Source organism: Proteiniclasticum ruminis (assembly GCF_900115135.1).
GTDB lineage: Bacteria > Bacillota > Clostridia > Clostridiales > Clostridiaceae > Proteiniclasticum > Proteiniclasticum ruminis_A.
The window spans coordinates 388358-403760 of record NZ_FOVK01000001.1 but is presented as its reverse complement, the minus strand read 5'-3'; the positions used below and the strand labels follow the sequence as shown (position 1 = coordinate 403760).

The window sequence follows — 15403 nt, the reverse complement described above, 5'->3', positions numbered from 1 at the left end:
TATATTTTTCAAAGGCTTTTTAGTATAATGAAGTATACAGACTGGCAAATACAAATCAGGTTCGATGATAAATACAGAAAAAACACCGGACTTTTTTCTTAACGGAGGAATAAAAAATGGCTTTGACCCCAATGATGCAGCAGTATTTTACAATCAAAGAGCAGTATAAGGACTGTATTCTTTTTTATAGACTGGGAGACTTCTATGAGATGTTTTTTGAGGATGCAGAGACTGCATCCAAGGAGCTGGAGCTAGTCCTGACAGGTAGAGACTGTGGTCTGGAAGAGCGAGCCCCCATGTGTGGGATTCCTTATCACGCAGCAGCAGGCTATATTGGAAAACTCATTCAGAAAGGATATAAAGTTGGAATCTGTGAGCAGGTGGAGGATCCGAAAGAGGCCAAGGGAATTGTCAAAAGAGATGTGATCCGAATTGTTACCCCAGGAACACTTCTGGATGAAAATTTCGTGGACAATAAAAGAAATAATTATGTGATGGCAGTAACATCTCATGAGGAGTGGTATGGGGTAGCGTTCTGCGATCTCTCCACAGGAGAGTTTCAAGGGACCTATGTTCCACAAAACCTTTCCTCGCTTCACAATGAGATGAGCAAGTTCACACCAAAGGAAGTGATTGTCACAGAGGCTTCTCTGGGGGAAGAGCTTCAGAAAAAATGGAATGTCCTGGTGAATCTGAGAGAACTCGATGATTCTTTGGAAAAAGGCAGTGTGCAGAACTATTTCAAGAGTTTATCCGGAGGATACAATCGTGTGGTAGCTTCCGCATCTGCTCTTTTGCTTCAATATCTGGAGGAAACACAGAAAACTGCATTAACCAATATCACGCATTTGGAGATCTATAACACAGAAGATTCCATGGCGTTAGATATCAATACGAAAAGGAACCTGGAACTTACAGAGAATATCGTGGATAAAGGCAAGAAGGGAAGCCTTCTGTGGGTTCTAGATGAAACAGAAACCGCCATGGGTTCGAGAAATCTGAGAAGATGGATCGAAGCTCCTCTACTGAACAAAGAGCTTGTGGTGAAGCGTCTGGATGCTGTGGAGGCATTTTATCAGAATCTGAACCTGTTGGAGGATATGAGAGAGGCACTGAAAGGTGTTTTTGATATTGAACGGATTGTCTCCAAGATTGCGCTCAAGTCCGTGAATCCTAAAGAAATGGTGACCTTAAAGAGGTCTCTTGGGAAGCTTCCTATGGTGGAGAGCCTCCTGAAACAGGTGGATTACGGTGAACTTTCACGGCTTTCGAGAAAGTTTGACGTGCTTTCAGATGTTCATAAGCTTTTAGAAGACAGTATTGAAGAAGATGCCCCACTTGCCTTAAAAGAGGGTGGTGTCATCAAGAGCAGTTATCATAAGGAGATTGAGGAGCTGCGGAATCTCAAACAGAATGGAAAAAGATACATTGCTGAAATGGAGCAGAAAGAACGTGATTTCACAGGCATCAAAAGCCTGAAGGTTGGATACAACAAGGTGTTTGGATATTACATTGAAATTTCAAAATCCAACTACAGCAGTATTCCGGAAGGCCGCTATATCAGAAAACAGACCTTGGCAAATGCGGAGAGATTCATCACACAGGAGCTGAAAGACATTGAAGATAAGATTTTAGGGGCGGAAGAAAAGCTCGCAGATCTTGAGTATACGGTATTTCAGGACATCAGAGAAAAAGTGGAAAATGAGATTGAGCGTCTTAAGCAGACGGCAAGAATCATTGCGGATCTGGATTGTTATCAGTGCCTGGCCAAAGTGGCCCGAAATAATGGCTATGTCAAACCGCAGATCAATGAAGATGGGAAAATTAGAATCCTAGAAGGACGACATCCAGTGGTGGAGCAGATGATGAAAAAAGGGGAGTTTGTGTCCAATGACCTGTATATGGATGGGGACAAAGAACGGTTTCTCATCATCACGGGTCCGAATATGGCCGGTAAGTCCACCTATATGAGACAGACGGCGCTGATGAGTCTCATGGCACAGATTGGGTCTTTTGTGCCTGCAAAAGAAGCGAGTCTACCCATCTGTGACCGGATCTTCACGCGAATTGGCGCATCAGACGATTTGGCAGGCGGAAAGTCCACCTTTATGGTGGAGATGAGTGAGGTGTCGGATATTCTCCTGCATGCTACTGAAAGCTCCCTCATTATTCTGGACGAAGTGGGGAGAGGGACCAGCACATATGATGGACTTTCCATCGCATGGGCCGTCATTGAGCACATTCTCAGTGAGATTCAGGGAGCAAAAACACTTTTTGCCACGCATTATCATGAACTTACAGCTTTGGAAGATGAACTCTATGGCATCAGGAACTACTCCGTACTCGTGAAAGAGGTGGGAAAAAACATCGCGTTTCTCAGAAAGATTGTGCCTGGAGGCGCGGATGAATCTTATGGTATAGAAGTGGCAAGGCTTGCGGGGCTTCCAAAGAACCTTCTTGCAAGAGCGAAAGAGATTCTGGCAAAGCTGGAGAAAAAAGAGAAAAAGACAACAAAGGCTACACAGAAGGTGAAAGAAGATCCCGGGATCCTTCAGATGGGGATATTTGATTTCGAGAAAGATCAGGTGCTGGAAAAGCTGAGAAGTCTCGATGTTTTGTCCATGAGTCCCTTGGATGCACAGCGTATTCTTTATGAACTGAACCAGGAAGCAAAGGACGTGAACTGATGGGGAAGATCAATCTTCTAACTAAAGATACTTTTAATAAAATCGCAGCAGGAGAAGTGGTGGAACGACCCGCTTCTGTAGTGAAAGAGCTGGTGGAAAACTCCATTGATGCCGGTGCGACGGAGATTTATGTGGAGATTCAGTCGGGTGGAGAAGAACTGATTAAGATTGTAGATAACGGGGAAGGCATATTGGAGGAGGACCTTAGAAATGCCTTTCTTCCACATGCTACCAGTAAAATCAGAACAGCAGATGATCTGTTTTCCATCCACACCATGGGGTTTCGTGGAGAAGCACTCTCGAGCATAGCTTCTGTATCGAAAATCCTCACCAGGTCCAAGACCAAAGAGCAGGATGGCAGGGAAATCCTCATCGAAGGTGGGGAGATTCGGTATGAGAAGTATTCTTCTATGGACCAGGGAACACTCATGGAAATAAGGGATCTATTTTACAATGTGCCCGCAAGAAAGAAGTTTTTGAAAACCCCATCCAGAGAAGGAGCCATCATTTCCGAGATTGTTTCAAAGATTTCTATGGCTCATCCTTCCATTTCTTTCTTTTTGGTTGTAGATGGGAAGGAGATGCTGAGAACCTACGGTACGGGGAACCAGAAAGATGTGATCCGGCAAGTATACAGCAAGAAAGTCCATGATCATGTTTTTTACTTTGAGAATCATTTTGATTCCTTCAGTATCTTCGGGTTCATCGGACATGAAGAAATCTCGAGAGGTTCAAGGGCTCATGAGACCATTTTTGTCAATAAAAGGCTGGTGCAGTCTAAAGTCATCACCACTGCGGCGGAAAAGGCATTCAAATCATTTGCCACAGTAAGCCGGTTTCCTTTTTTTGTCATTAACATTGGAATCTTCCCTGAGCTCATCGATGTGAATATTCATCCACAGAAGGCAGAAATAAAGTTTGAAGATGATGCCCATATGTTCAAAAGTGTTTTCGGAACCATACATCAGTCTCTTCGCGAAGGGCTTCAGGAAACCTTTAAAATTCAGGAAGAAGAACCTGACAGGTATGAGCAGCTGAGGCAGCCAGAGACAGGGCCGGTGCGCATAGACATACCGGTAGATCTCAAAAAGGATCCAAGGGTGATGAAAATCGAAGAAGATCGGAAAGCATTGGATGCCATGAGGAGAGAAAGTACATTACGGCAGCAGGATTCTTTGATCAGGGAGCCCTATGAGGCTTTAAAGGCAGAGGATGTTCCTGTTGTGCGCAGCGAAGAATATACAGTGAACCCCACCGCGAAATTCCCGATGCCAAGGATCATCGGACAGTTCAGAGCCACCTATATTCTCACAGAAATCCAGGATGAGCTGTACATCTTCGATCAGCATGCAGCCCATGAGAAAATAAACTTTGAGAAATATATGGAAGAAATCAAAAAGGGTCATGTGGCTGCCCAGGGGCTTCTGATTCCCGAGATTCTTGATCTTTCCATGGATGACTATCAGCTGTACCTTGAAAACAAAGAAGTTCTGAAGGAAGCTGGTTTCCTGCTGGAAGAGTTTGGTGACCGGAGTGTTGCCATCCGGGAGGTGCCTATTTTTCTGGGAAAAACAGAAGCGGCACCGTATTTCCATGAGATTCTGGATAACATCAGAAACCTGGGAAAAGGGAGCAAAGAGGAAGTGAAGTATTTAAGAATCGCAACGGCAGCCTGTAAAGCCTCGATTAAAGCATATGAGGAGCTTACCATGGAAGAAATGCGGCATCTGATTGAAACATTGCGGTTCATCGAGGAACCTTTCTCTTGTCCTCATGGAAGACCGACCCTTGTGAAACTTACGGAGAAAGACATGCAAAAGATGTTCAGGAGAATTGTATGAGAAAAATAGTAATCATTTCAGGTCCCACGGGTGTTGGAAAAACAGAAATATCCCTTCAGGTGGCTGAAAGGCTGCAAGGAGAGATTGTATCCTGTGATTCCATGCAGATCTATAAAGGGATGGACATTGGCTCTGCGAAGGCCACCAAAGAGGAAATGGAAAGAGTGCCCCATCACCTCATTGATGTGGTATCGCCTTTTGATGCGTTCACGGTGTCAGATTATAAAGATCTCGCCGAGGAAGCCATCCAAGACATCCATAAACGAGGCAAACCTGCCATTCTTGTAGGGGGTACAGGACTCTATATTGATGCTGTCATCAAGAACCTTTCTTTCACAGAAGGCGGCAGTGATGCTGCACTCAGGAAGGAACTGGAAGAGGAAGCAAGGGAAAATGGTCCTCTCTATCTTCATGAGAAGTTGAAAAAAGTGGACTTGGAGGCTGCCACCGCCATCCATCCCAATAACGTGAAACGTGTTGTGCGGGCTCTTGAGGTATATCATCTCACTGGAAGACCTTTTTCCAGCTTCAAAGATGACCGCGGATTGAGAAAGGAATATGAGATTCATTACTTCTATCTCAATAAAGACAGACAGAAGCTTTATGAGGCCATTGATGAGAGAGTAGAAGTGATGATGAGAAAGGGCCTTTTGGAAGAGGTGATAAGTTTACAGAAGAGTGGACTGACCTCTTCCCATGTTTCGATGCAAGGGATCGGATACAAGGAAATCCTGTCTTATCTGGATGGGATTCTTACGTTGGAGGGCGCGGTGGATCTTGTGAAAATGAGATCCAGAAATTATGCCAAAAGGCAGCTCACATGGTTCAGAAATGAGAAATATGCGGAAGAACTGTCAAAGGACAAGTATTCCGATGAAGAAATCATAGAGATTCTAGAAAAATCCGGAAGAGAGTAGTACATTTTCAAAAACTGTATTATAATGAAAGAATCATATATAATAACTATGAAAAAGATAAAGTGGGGGGAGTATCAGTGAGCAAAGCCATCAATAATTTTCAGGATGTTTTCTTAAATGGGGCAAGAAAAACCAAAATGACAGTGACCATCCATCTGGTGAATGGATTTCAGCTGAAAGGCGTGGTACGGGGATTTGACAATTATGTGATTGTACTGGAGACCGAAGACAAACAGATGCTTGTCTATAAACATGCGGTTACCACCATCACACCACTGAAACCCATCCTGATTCTGGATGAGGAAGAATAGAACGTGAAAAGACCTGTCTTTAGGGACAGGTGCTTTTTTTTCGAAGAAACCGGAACATTTGAAAGCCAGCGACTTTGTGCTATAATGATAAATTGATTGTATAAATAGTAGGACATTGAAAGGAAGTAAACCATGTATTATAAATCAAAAGAGTATCTCATGAAAGAATACAACATCAGTGAAAAGGCTCTTGACCTTCATGAGAAGGCCATGGAAGCTGTGACGCCTCTCTTTAAAGAGTATGAGGATATTCGGGAATATAACCAGTTTAAGGTGCTCAAAGCATTTCAGGATGAGAAAATCAGCGATTATCATTTCACAAACACCACAGGATATGGATATGGGGATATCGGCAGAGATACGCTGGATCTGGTGTATGCAAGGATTTTCAAAGCAGAGAAAGCTTTGGTGAGACCGCAGTTTGTCAGTGGCACCCATGCCATATCCTGCGTGCTCTATGGCATATTGAGACCTGGAGACACCCTTCTTGCGATCACCGGCAGACCCTATGACACCATTCATGGAGTCATAGGCATCGGACAGACAGAAGAAGATGAAAATACAGGTTCACTTTATGATTTTGGCGTCCAGTATGCGGAAATTGAACTGAAGGACAATGCCATTCAAGTGGATCAAGTCCTGGAGTATCTGAAAAAAGATACATCGGTGAAGATGCTTCATATCCAGAGAAGTAAAGGATATGCGGACAGAAACAGTTTTACCATCGAAGAGATTGGTAAAGCCATTGGAGAGATCAGAAAGGAATTTCCAGAGGTAATCATCTTTGTGGACAACTGTTATGGGGAGTTCATTGAAGAACGTGAACCCATTGAAGTAGGAGCAGATATCGTTGCCGGATCGCTCATCAAGAATGCGGGAGGGGGCATATCTCCTACGGGCGGATATGTTGCAGGTAAAACAGAACTTGTGGATTTGGCTTCTTACAGACTGACTGTGCCAGGACTGGGAGGGGAATGTGGATCAACATTCGGTGTAATGCGTACATTCTTCCAGGGCCTTTTCCTTGCACCTCAGATTTCCATGGAAGCTCTGAAAACTGCAGTCTATACAGCAAAGCTTTTAGAACTGGCAGGATTTGAAGTGCATCCTAGAGCTGAAGTGAAGCGAACGGATATCGTACAGGCCATCACCTTCAGAAACAAGGAGAAGCTCATTGATTTTGTCAAGGGAATCCAATATGGAGCCCCCATAGACTCCAATGCAAGCTGCGAGCCTTGGGACATGCCTGGGTATAAAGACCAGGTCATCATGGCGGCAGGAGCCTTTATACAGGGCGCTTCCATTGAGCTGTCCTGTGATGCTCCGATCAGAGAACCCTACACAGCATATTTCCAGGGCGGTCTGAGTTTTGATCATGGAAAGATTGGTGTACTCATTGCTCTCTCAAGAATCCTATAGATTCTCGAGAACTTATGCTATAATGAAATCAGTTTATTTCAAGAAATCTATATTAAAAGGAGAAGAGAATAGGCTTACTGCCTAGAATGAATGTATGGAAAGTGATTTAGGTCCCCAGTTGTTAACCATTGTTTTGCTTATATTTGTCAATGCTTTTTTTGCGATGGCTGAAATGGCCATGGTGTCTGCCAACAAGGTCCGGATTGGCGTGGAGGCGGACAAAGGAAATCCCAGAGCGCTGAAGCTGCAGAAAATACTCGAAAGACCCAGTGATTTTCTTTCGACCATTCAAGTTGGGATTACCCTCGCCGGATTCCTGGCATCCGCCCAGGCGGCCACAGGAATTGCACAAGAAGTGACAATGCTCTTTGCTTCTATCAGCATCAGAATCAATCAGCAGGTGGCAATTGTTCTTATTACAATTGTTCTAGCATATTTCACTCTGGTTTTTGGTGAACTGTTACCAAAACGCATCGCTCTTCAGAACTCGGAGAAAATTGCCATGACCATGGTGCCAATCATCGGCTTTGTCGCCATGATCCTCAAACCTTTTGTGATGCTTCTTTCTTTTTCTACCAGCCTGTTTGCGAGACTTTTCGGGATTCATACGGATAAGCTGGAGGAAAATGTGTCTCTGGAAGAGATACGCTCCATCATTGAAGTTGGAAAAGAGAAAGGGGTCATCAATGAGACTGAACGTGATATGCTGGATGGGATTTTTGAATTTGACAATAAGCTTGCACGAGAAATCATGACGCCAAGAACAGAAGTGGAAATGATTGAGATCTCAGAGCCCACCCATAATGTCATTGCAAAGGTCACCAACGGCAATTACTCCAGAATCCCCTTCTATCTGGATGAAGTGGACAATGTCATTGGCATTCTCTATATCAAAGACTTATTCCGTGAACTGGTCAATAAAGGAAAACCCGGCAGTATCGAAGAGATTCTGCGGAAGCCCTATTTTGCACCGGAGAACAAGTATATTGATGATCTTTTTAAAGAAATGCAGGTGGCCAATGCTCAAATGGCTATACTGCTGGATGAGTACGGTGGATTTTCAGGGATAGTGACCATCGAGGATATCCTGGAGGAGATTGTCGGAAACATTTATGATGAGCATGATGTGATGGACGAGTACATCAATAAAGTCACAGACAATATCTATTTGGTGGATGCTCTGGTCTCCATTGATGATTTTAATGACAGTCTTGGTTTTGAGATAGAATCCGAGAATGCGGACTCCATTGGTGGATATGTCATTGAAAGACTGGGACGTGTCCCCAAAAAGGGAGATTCCGTTTATTACCAAGGGCATGAATTCAAAGTACAGCAAATGGCTGGAAAAAGAATCAAAGTGCTGAAAGTCATCATGAATCAGGAAAAACTGGATAAAGGATATATTGATGAAGAATCATAACTGAATAAACGCCTGGCAGAATAATTTCTGCCAGGCGTTTTACTTTAATATTTTCTGTAGAGGCCTACCAACTTGCCGAGGATTTCACATTCCATGACAATGATCGGTGCCATGCTGGAGTTTTCCGGCTGAAGCCTTACATGATTTTTTTCTTTGAAATATCTCTTGATGGTGGCGTCACTGCCGATCATTGCCACTACGATATCTCCGTTTTTTGCGCTGCTGGCTTTCTCGATGATGGCAAAGTCGCCATTGTGGATTCCAGCTTCTATCATGCTTTCTCCCTCCACCCTCAGAATGAAGAGGTCGTTATCGTGCTTCACAAATTTTAGCGGCATCTGGAAATAATCTTCAACGTTTTCAACGGCAAGGACGGGCTCTCCTGCGGTAATCTTGCCCACCATGGGGATTGGGACCATTTCGATGCTCTTGTTGATAAGTTCAGGTATCATCAACGCACGAGGTTTTGTTGGATCCCTCTCAATTTTGCCGTCTGACTCCAACTGATTGAGATAGGAGTGCACAGAGGATGTGGACTTAATATCAAGCGCACTGCAGATTTCTCGGACAGATGGTGGATATCCCTTAGCCTCTGTAAAGGAAAGTAGATACTCATATACCATTTCTTTTTTTTCTTGGCCTTTTTTCATAAGTTCACCCCAAACTGATTTTAAGCCTATTATAGCATGGAAAAGGCTTGAAATCAAACGAATGTTCCTGAATGGGTGTTCTGATTCCTTGAGAATCAAGATTTTTTGGTACTACTCACTTTTTTCTTCTGAACATGTTAAAATAGTAGTGGATACTTACAGATGATGCAGCTTGAATCTGTATTCTCTGTAAAAATATGGAAATATGGAGGGAAACCAATGTCAACACATATTGGTGCTAAAAAAGGCGATATCGCAAAAACAATACTGCTTCCAGGAGATCCGCTTCGTGCAAAATACATTGCAGAAACATTCCTGGAGAATCCGAAACAGTTCAACGAAGTACGGGGAATGCTTGGTTTTACTGGAACATATAAAGGGGTGGAAGTATCTGTCATGGGTACTGGAATGGGCATACCATCCATCTCCATCTATGTGCATGAACTGATTCATGAGTATGGGGTAAAGAATCTTATGAGAGTGGGCAGCTGTGGCGCTATGCAGGAGCATGTGAAGATCAGAGATGTGATTCTTGCAAGCTCAGCATCCACAACCTCATCCATCAACAAGAACCGTTTTAGAGGCATGGACTTTGCTGCCACTGCAAGTTTTGAACTTCTTTATAAGGCCCATGAGAGTGCAAAAGGACTAGGCATAGATGTTCATGTAGGCAATGTATTAAGCTCTGACATTTTTTATGATACAACAGGTGCAACAAAACTTTTCATGGATGCTGGAACACTGGGAGTTGAGATGGAAGCGGCTGCACTATACACAGAGGCTGCTTTGGCTGGTGTGAATGCATTGACCCTTCTTACGGTCTCTGACAGCCTTATCACAGGTGAAGAGACCACAGCCCAGGAGAGACAGGAGACATTCAATGAAATGATGAAGATTGCACTGGATACTGCTGTAGCCATGGCATAATCTCATGGTGATTTTCATATTATTGACATGTAAGCAGTGTCAGCTACGCTGAGTCGGAATCGGAGAGGGAGAAATCCCTCTCTTTTATTCGATAATTATTTATTGATTAACAATAAATAATGTGATAAGATATGTTCATAAAGGAAAAAGTGAGGTATCCAAATGAAAAGAATGAGTATTCCCCTGTTCCAGATTGGTGTATTGTTTATCACCTTATGCATCCTGCTTCTCTGTGTTTTCTGGCTTCCCGATACCGCAGCATTTTTTGCGGAAGATGCACCGGAGTATGCCTATCTCAGATATCCGCTTCTTTTTGGCATTTATCTTACGGTACTCCCATTTCTCTTTGCCATCGTGGAAGGACTGAAGCTCAGCAGAAGAGTGGCAATCAACGATGCTTTTTCACTCAAGTCTGTGAATCATCTCAAGAACATCAAAAGATCCGCTTTTCTCATTACGGTGATGTATTTTATTGGGTTTTTGGTGCTGATGCAGCTTGTGGATCTCAGTCCAGGAATCGGCCTCTTGGGGATCCTGATCATGCTGGCCTCTATGATGATTGGTCTTATTGCAGGTATTTTGGAGGAGCTTCTGAGAAAAGCGCTGGAAATCAAAGAAGAAAATGATCTCACTGTGTAAGGAGGGGGAAATCTATGCCAATTATTGTGAATCTGGATGTGATGCTTGCCAAAAGGAAAATGAGCGTCACGGAACTTTCTGAAAAGGTGGGGATCACCTTAGCCAATGTTTCCAATCTGAAAACCGGAAAAGCCAAAGCCATCAGATTTTCCACATTGGAAGCCATCTGTAAAGCCCTGGAGTGCCAACCTGGAGATATATTGGAATACAGATAATCATGAAAAATATGGATGAGACGCCATGAGTCTAAAGGAAATATGGAAGAGGATGGCAGTATCATGAGTTTTTTCTTCTATTTTTCCTTTGACATTTCATATCGTGATATTCTATACTGGACATAATCAATCAACTGAATAATACATGAGGTGCTTTTGTGTAGCAGCAAAAGCTTAAAAGGGAAAGAGGTTAGATTCCTCTACAGCCCCCGCTACTGTGTACAGGGATGAAATCTTCAATACCCACTGGATCTTTGATCCGGGAAGGGGAAGAGAGTAAAGAGATCTGTAAGTCAGGAGACCTGCCTTGTTGTATGGATACTGCGAGAGCTTCGGAGGGAAGTTTGTGCGTTTTTATTTTGCCTGAAAACACACGGATTTCCCGTGTGTTATTTTTTTTTTTTGCAAGGAGGGAAAAGCATGCATCATATGGTCATTGCTGCCATTTCAAGCAGTTCTGGGAAAACTGCGGTAACCATGGGGATTTTATCCGCACTGAAAGAGCGGGGATTCTCCGTACAGCCCTTTAAGATTGGGCCGGATTACATTGATCCGTCTTTTCAGAAAAAGGCATCAGGAAAGGTCAGTCATAATCTGGATCTTTTTATGATGGGGAAAGAGGGCATTTACAATGCATACCAGAAAGCCAGTGAACGAAGTGATGTTTCTGTGGTGGAAGGCGTCATGGGTCTTTATGACGGCAGCGGGATCAAGTCCATGGAAGGAAGCACCGCATCTGTTGCGAAGCTCTTGTCCATTCCGGTGATTCTGGTTCTGGATGCCAAGGCCATGTCAAAAACTGCGGCAGCGGTGGTACTGGGCATAAAAGAGTTTGATCAGGATGTGAATCTCAGAGGGGTTATCTTGAACCGCGTGTCTTCTGCCCGGCATTATGAGCTCATCGAAAGCAGCATCGTGGAGAAAACGGGGGTTCCCTGTCTTGGATACCTGCCAGAGGATCCTGTCATGGAATTTCAGTCCAGGCACTTGGGTCTTCAGCTTGATCCCCTTTACGAGCGTGGAATCAGCGAAAAGATCAGAAACATGGGCCGTTTTATGGAGAAGCATCTGAACCTTACAGATCTTCTGAATCTGACCGAAAAAGAACCGGACTCTATCAAGGCAGAGCATCCCATAGAGGAGAAAAAACAGAAGAAGGATCTGCTCAGGCTCGGTATCGCAGAGGATGAAGCGTTCAGCTTCTATTACGAGGATAATCTGGAACAGCTGAGACAAAAAGGAGTTCAGCTGATTCCCTTCAGTCCTCTAAGAGACAAGCGGTTACCAGAGCAGTTGGATGGTCTGTATTTTGGAGGTGGGTTTCCAGAGCTTCATCTGCGGGAGCTTGTGGAGAACAGCAGCCTCCGGGAAGAAATCCGTAGGAAGCTGGGACAGGGAATGCCAGCTTTCGCCGAGTGTGGTGGGTACATGTACCTGACTGAGGGCATCAGAGACAAGGACGGGACCTTCCATGAAATGGTGGGTTTTTTCGAAGGAGCCTGTGAAATGACAGATACACTGCAGCGGTTCGGCTACACAAGCATCCGCATCGGTTCTTATGAGATGAAGGGCCATGAGTTTCATCATTCCCGGTGGGTCGGTCAAGAAGAGAAAGAACAGAAGTTCTTATGCGTAAAACATTATGGCAGCCGGGATGAAATATATCGTACAGGTCAGAAGAAAAATAACTGCTACGGTTCTTATGTGCATATCCACTTACGGAGCTGCAGTGGGATAGTACAGTCCATGGTGGAACACTTAAGAAAATGGAGGAATCAGAATGAAAACCCGATCTGTCGTTAATACACCTAAGCATATCGCGCTAGCAGGTCTTCTTATTGCACTTTCCTACTTAGGGGCTTTTTTGAAGCTTCAGGGAACCATCGCCCTGGATGCTCTTCCCGCTTTTCTGGGCGCAATCCTTCTTGGGCCTTTCTATGGAGGTGCTGTAGGTGCTTTAGGACACTTCTTCACTGCCCTTCTCAGTGGGTTTCCGTTGTCTTTCCCTCTTCATGTCCTGATATCCCTTCTGATGATGGGGACGGTTCAAGTGTTCGGGGTGCTGTATCAAAATGGGCATCGAGTCCTTGCAACAGCTGCTGGGATTTTTCTCAATGGACCAGTATCCCTACTGATTCTCTCGGTGGTTTCCAGCTTCATGGGCCTGCCCTTTCATGGGAAATGGATGTTTTTCAGCCTGCTCGCTCCCCTTAGCGCAGCTTCGGCTGTGAACATTCTTGGGGCGGTTCTCTTATGGAATCTTCTTCTAAAGAGGAATCTGAAGGAGGGGAGCTTATGAAATGGCGGGACCTTACTCTAGTGGATGTCCATGAAGACTACTTATTGGCGGTATCCTGCGACAGTGCAGGAGGCATAGGGGATAAACCTCATGATGTGGTCAGAACATCACCTTTTATTGTGGGCTATCATACTGCAAAAGTTGCGCTGATGGAGCTTCTCTGTGTCTATGGAGAACCAATTCTACTATCCAACACACTGTCAGTGGAGATGGAGCCCTCAGGGGCTGAAATGATTCGTGGGATAGAGTTTCTTCTGAAGGAATATGATCCCCGGCATTCTATCGCACTCACAGGCAGCACAGAAGAAAACTTCCGGGTTTCAGTCACTGGCCTGGGCGTTACCATTGTGGGAAGAATAAGAAAGAGGTATTGGCCACTGAAAAAAACAGAGGCAGAGGATTTAGCGGTTATGGTGGGTAACGCGATGTATGGAGAAGAGGTCCTTACGACTGAAAAAGAAAAATCCCTCACCCTCCATCACGTGAAGTCTCTCCGAGAGTTGCCTTATGTCAGGGAAGTGGTGCCAGGAGGGTCTAAAGGGATGGCGCATGAAATCGCGCTTGTGGAAAGAGCTTCAAAGATCCAGCTTCTCCCGGCAGAAGGAATGGAGCCTCTACTTCATCGATCCTGCGGACCTGCATGTGCCCTGCTGGTGACGCTGAGGAAAGAGCACCTCAAAGATCTTCAGGAAACCTTGAACATTCCGGTTCATGTATTAGGTGTATTTTGTTAGAAAGGAGCTGCACAAATGGGGAAAATTACATTAATCACCGGTGGAGCCAGGAGCGGTAAAAGCACTTTTGCGGAAAGTCTTCTCAAAAAAAACCACCCGGTTCTTTACATTGCCACAGCCGTTCCCGTGGATGAAGAGATGAAGGTGAGGATCCGACATCATCAGCAAGGACGAAACCCCTCCTGGGATACTCTGGAGGCATTCTCTTCTTTACCGCAGCGGCTTGCAGAGCGAGAACGTTTTTATGGCGGAATTCTGCTGGACTGTGTCACGGTTCTCCTGACCAATCTGCTTTTTATCCGAAGTGATCTGAATCTAGACTGTTATGAGGAAGAGTTCTGGATGAAGGCTGAAATGGAAATTCTTGAAGACCTGAAGAAGACTTTGGACTTTTTCAGAGGATCCTCTGCTGAGTGTGTCCTCGTCACCAATGAGCTGGGACAAGGGCTGGTGCCTGAAACAGCCTTCGCCCGGGCTTTCCGGGACCTTCAGGGCAGAGTGAACCAGTATCTTGCAAGAGAGTCTGATGATGTGTATCTTCTGGTGTCGGGCATTCCGCTATGTATCAAGGAGTCCGTTGATGAATGAGATTCTTCTGATGCTTCAGTTTTTTACCGTGACCCCCATCCATAAGGAACTCCCTTATGATCAGGAGAGATTTACGAAAACAGCTGTGCTCTTACCGGTACTTGGTGGAGTCATTGGACTGCTGGAAGGAGGAGCCTTTTTTCTGATGCAGGGTTTATTCCGCCCGATGTCTGCAGTCTTCTTCATTCTGATGCTGGATGCGTTTCTGACCAAAGGCATCCATCTGGATGGTCTTGCGGATACCTGCGATGGACTGCTCTCTGGAAGGGACCGAAAAACCATGCTGGAGATCATGAAAGACAGCCGTCTGGGCACTTTTGGAGCGCTGAGTCTGTTCTTCTACCTGTTTTTGAAGGCAGCACTTCTGTTGGAGTTTGAAACTGGGATGGTCTTGAGGCTGGTCCTCCTTCTTCCTGTGATAGGACGAAGCATGATGGTCTTCGGGGCCTATAAAAGTGTCTATGCCAGACCCCATGGTTTCGGCGGCATTTATATCGGGAAGATCTCCAGGGTGTCCTTGTTCATCACTTCAGGAACGGCGCTTCTCTATGCACAAGCACTGTTGGGAAGTAGTGCAGGAATCTCCTGGTTCGCCGTCTGCTTCCTCATCTTTCTGATGAAGCGCTTTGTGGAGAAACGGCTGGGGGGAATGACAGGAGATGTGTTAGGCGCGTTTATAGAAGTTTCCCAAGTGTTATTTCTCCTTGTCTATCTGCTGATGGAAAGCTAGGTGGGGATACTTTGTGAGGATGTTTC

Annotated in this window: 15 protein-coding genes and 1 riboswitch; of the genes, 14 read left to right on the top strand and 1 reads right to left on the bottom strand. The window is 44.8% G+C overall.

Features of this window, described 5'->3' with window-relative positions; all coding sequences use genetic code 11:
* Positions 1-116: 116 nt before the first annotated feature.
* The 6 genes from mutS to BM243_RS01825 all read left to right on the top strand — a co-directional run bounded on the left by mutS (position 117) and on the right by BM243_RS01825 (position 8595).
* Entirely contained in the window at positions 117-2687 is a 2571-nt protein-coding gene (gene mutS, locus BM243_RS01850) for a DNA mismatch repair protein MutS (RefSeq protein WP_074909594.1), read from the top strand.
* Positions 2687-4528: a DNA mismatch repair endonuclease MutL gene (gene mutL / locus BM243_RS01845; RefSeq protein WP_074909592.1), complete on the top strand. Its 1842-nt coding sequence runs from the start codon at positions 2687-2689 to the stop codon at positions 4526-4528. The genes mutS and mutL overlap by 1 nt, the downstream gene beginning before the upstream one ends.
* Positions 4525-5445 carry a tRNA (adenosine(37)-N6)-dimethylallyltransferase MiaA gene (miaA, locus tag BM243_RS01840; protein ID WP_074909590.1) on the top strand — a complete coding sequence of 307 codons (921 nt, stop codon included), beginning with the start codon at positions 4525-4527 and terminating at the stop codon, positions 5443-5445. Before mutL ends, miaA begins: the two co-directional genes overlap by 4 nt.
* Before the next feature lie 77 nt (positions 5446-5522).
* The gene (gene hfq / locus BM243_RS01835) at positions 5523-5756 is read left to right on the top strand and encodes an RNA chaperone Hfq (protein WP_074909588.1); all 234 of its coding nucleotides are present in this window, start codon (positions 5523-5525) and stop codon (positions 5754-5756) included.
* Between the two features lie 132 nt (positions 5757-5888).
* Positions 5889-7175 (top strand): methionine gamma-lyase family protein, encoded by a 1287-nt coding sequence (locus BM243_RS01830; protein WP_074909585.1) that lies wholly within the window; start codon positions 5889-5891, stop codon positions 7173-7175.
* 94 nt (positions 7176-7269) lie between these two features.
* Positions 7270-8595, top strand: a complete 1326-nt coding sequence (locus BM243_RS01825; protein WP_074909583.1) for a hemolysin family protein — start codon at positions 7270-7272, stop codon at positions 8593-8595.
* A gap of 44 nt (positions 8596-8639) precedes the next feature.
* On the opposite strand, the gene lexA is transcribed toward BM243_RS01825, so the two are convergent.
* Positions 8640-9245 carry a transcriptional repressor LexA gene (lexA, locus tag BM243_RS01820; protein ID WP_074909580.1) on the bottom strand — a complete coding sequence of 202 codons (606 nt, stop codon included), beginning with the start codon at positions 9243-9245 and terminating at the stop codon, positions 8640-8642.
* 219 nt (positions 9246-9464) lie between these two features.
* Between lexA and deoD the strand changes: the two genes are divergently transcribed.
* The 8 genes from deoD (at position 9465) to cobS (ending at position 15377) form a co-directional block, all read left to right on the top strand.
* Positions 9465-10172 carry a purine-nucleoside phosphorylase gene (gene deoD / locus BM243_RS01815; RefSeq protein WP_031576290.1) on the top strand — a complete coding sequence of 236 codons (708 nt, stop codon included), beginning with the start codon at positions 9465-9467 and terminating at the stop codon, positions 10170-10172.
* 162 nt (positions 10173-10334) lie between these two features.
* Positions 10335-10811, top strand: a complete 477-nt coding sequence (locus tag BM243_RS01810; protein ID WP_074909577.1) for a DUF2975 domain-containing protein — start codon at positions 10335-10337, stop codon at positions 10809-10811.
* 14 nt (positions 10812-10825) lie between these two features.
* Positions 10826-11026 (top strand): helix-turn-helix domain-containing protein, encoded by a 201-nt coding sequence (locus BM243_RS01805; protein ID WP_074909574.1) that lies wholly within the window; start codon positions 10826-10828, stop codon positions 11024-11026.
* A gap of 131 nt (positions 11027-11157) precedes the next feature.
* A riboswitch (cobalamin riboswitch) is annotated at positions 11158-11350 on the top strand.
* A gap of 96 nt (positions 11351-11446) precedes the next feature.
* The gene (locus tag BM243_RS01800; protein WP_074909572.1) at positions 11447-12829 is read left to right on the top strand and encodes a cobyrinic acid a,c-diamide synthase CobB; all 1383 of its coding nucleotides are present in this window, start codon (positions 11447-11449) and stop codon (positions 12827-12829) included.
* Positions 12807-13325 carry an ECF transporter S component gene (locus BM243_RS01795; RefSeq protein WP_074909569.1) on the top strand — a complete coding sequence of 173 codons (519 nt, stop codon included), beginning with the start codon at positions 12807-12809 and terminating at the stop codon, positions 13323-13325. Before BM243_RS01800 ends, BM243_RS01795 begins: the two co-directional genes overlap by 23 nt.
* Positions 13322-14059, top strand: coding sequence for an AIR synthase related protein (locus tag BM243_RS01790; RefSeq protein WP_083422547.1), 738 nt, complete (start codon positions 13322-13324; stop codon positions 14057-14059). Before BM243_RS01795 ends, BM243_RS01790 begins: the two co-directional genes overlap by 4 nt.
* A gap of 15 nt (positions 14060-14074) precedes the next feature.
* Positions 14075-14647 (top strand): bifunctional adenosylcobinamide kinase/adenosylcobinamide-phosphate guanylyltransferase, encoded by a 573-nt coding sequence (gene cobU / locus BM243_RS01785; RefSeq protein ID WP_074909563.1) that lies wholly within the window; start codon positions 14075-14077, stop codon positions 14645-14647.
* Complete coding sequence (gene cobS, locus BM243_RS01780) at positions 14640-15377, top strand: adenosylcobinamide-GDP ribazoletransferase (protein ID WP_177213435.1); 738 nt, start codon at positions 14640-14642, stop codon at positions 15375-15377. The genes cobU and cobS overlap by 8 nt, the downstream gene beginning before the upstream one ends.
* Positions 15378-15403: the final 26 nt, after the last annotated feature.

Bases quoted from the DNA above. Each gene is read 5' to 3' on its own strand.
- mutS (WP_074909594.1), top strand. From the start codon at position 117: ATGGCTTTGACCCCAATGATGCAGCAGTATTTTACAATCAAAGAGCAG.
- mutL (WP_074909592.1), top strand. From the start codon at position 2,687: ATGGGGAAGATCAATCTTCTAACTAAAGATACTTTTAATAAAATCGCA.
- miaA (WP_074909590.1), top strand. From the start codon at position 4,525: ATGAGAAAAATAGTAATCATTTCAGGTCCCACGGGTGTTGGAAAAACA.
- BM243_RS01830 (WP_074909585.1), top strand. From the start codon at position 5,889: ATGTATTATAAATCAAAAGAGTATCTCATGAAAGAATACAACATCAGT.
- BM243_RS01825 (WP_074909583.1), top strand. From the start codon at position 7,270: ATGGAAAGTGATTTAGGTCCCCAGTTGTTAACCATTGTTTTGCTTATA.
- lexA (WP_074909580.1), bottom strand. From the start codon at position 9,245: ATGAAAAAAGGCCAAGAAAAAAAAGAAATGGTATATGAGTATCTACTT.
- deoD (WP_031576290.1), top strand. From the start codon at position 9,465: ATGTCAACACATATTGGTGCTAAAAAAGGCGATATCGCAAAAACAATA.
- BM243_RS01810 (WP_074909577.1), top strand. From the start codon at position 10,335: ATGAAAAGAATGAGTATTCCCCTGTTCCAGATTGGTGTATTGTTTATC.
- BM243_RS01805 (WP_074909574.1), top strand. From the start codon at position 10,826: ATGCCAATTATTGTGAATCTGGATGTGATGCTTGCCAAAAGGAAAATG.
- BM243_RS01800 (WP_074909572.1), top strand. From the start codon at position 11,447: ATGCATCATATGGTCATTGCTGCCATTTCAAGCAGTTCTGGGAAAACT.
- BM243_RS01795 (WP_074909569.1), top strand. From the start codon at position 12,807: ATGAAAACCCGATCTGTCGTTAATACACCTAAGCATATCGCGCTAGCA.
- BM243_RS01790 (WP_083422547.1), top strand. From the start codon at position 13,322: ATGAAATGGCGGGACCTTACTCTAGTGGATGTCCATGAAGACTACTTA.
- cobU (WP_074909563.1), top strand. From the start codon at position 14,075: ATGGGGAAAATTACATTAATCACCGGTGGAGCCAGGAGCGGTAAAAGC.
- cobS (WP_177213435.1), top strand. From the start codon at position 14,640: ATGAATGAGATTCTTCTGATGCTTCAGTTTTTTACCGTGACCCCCATC.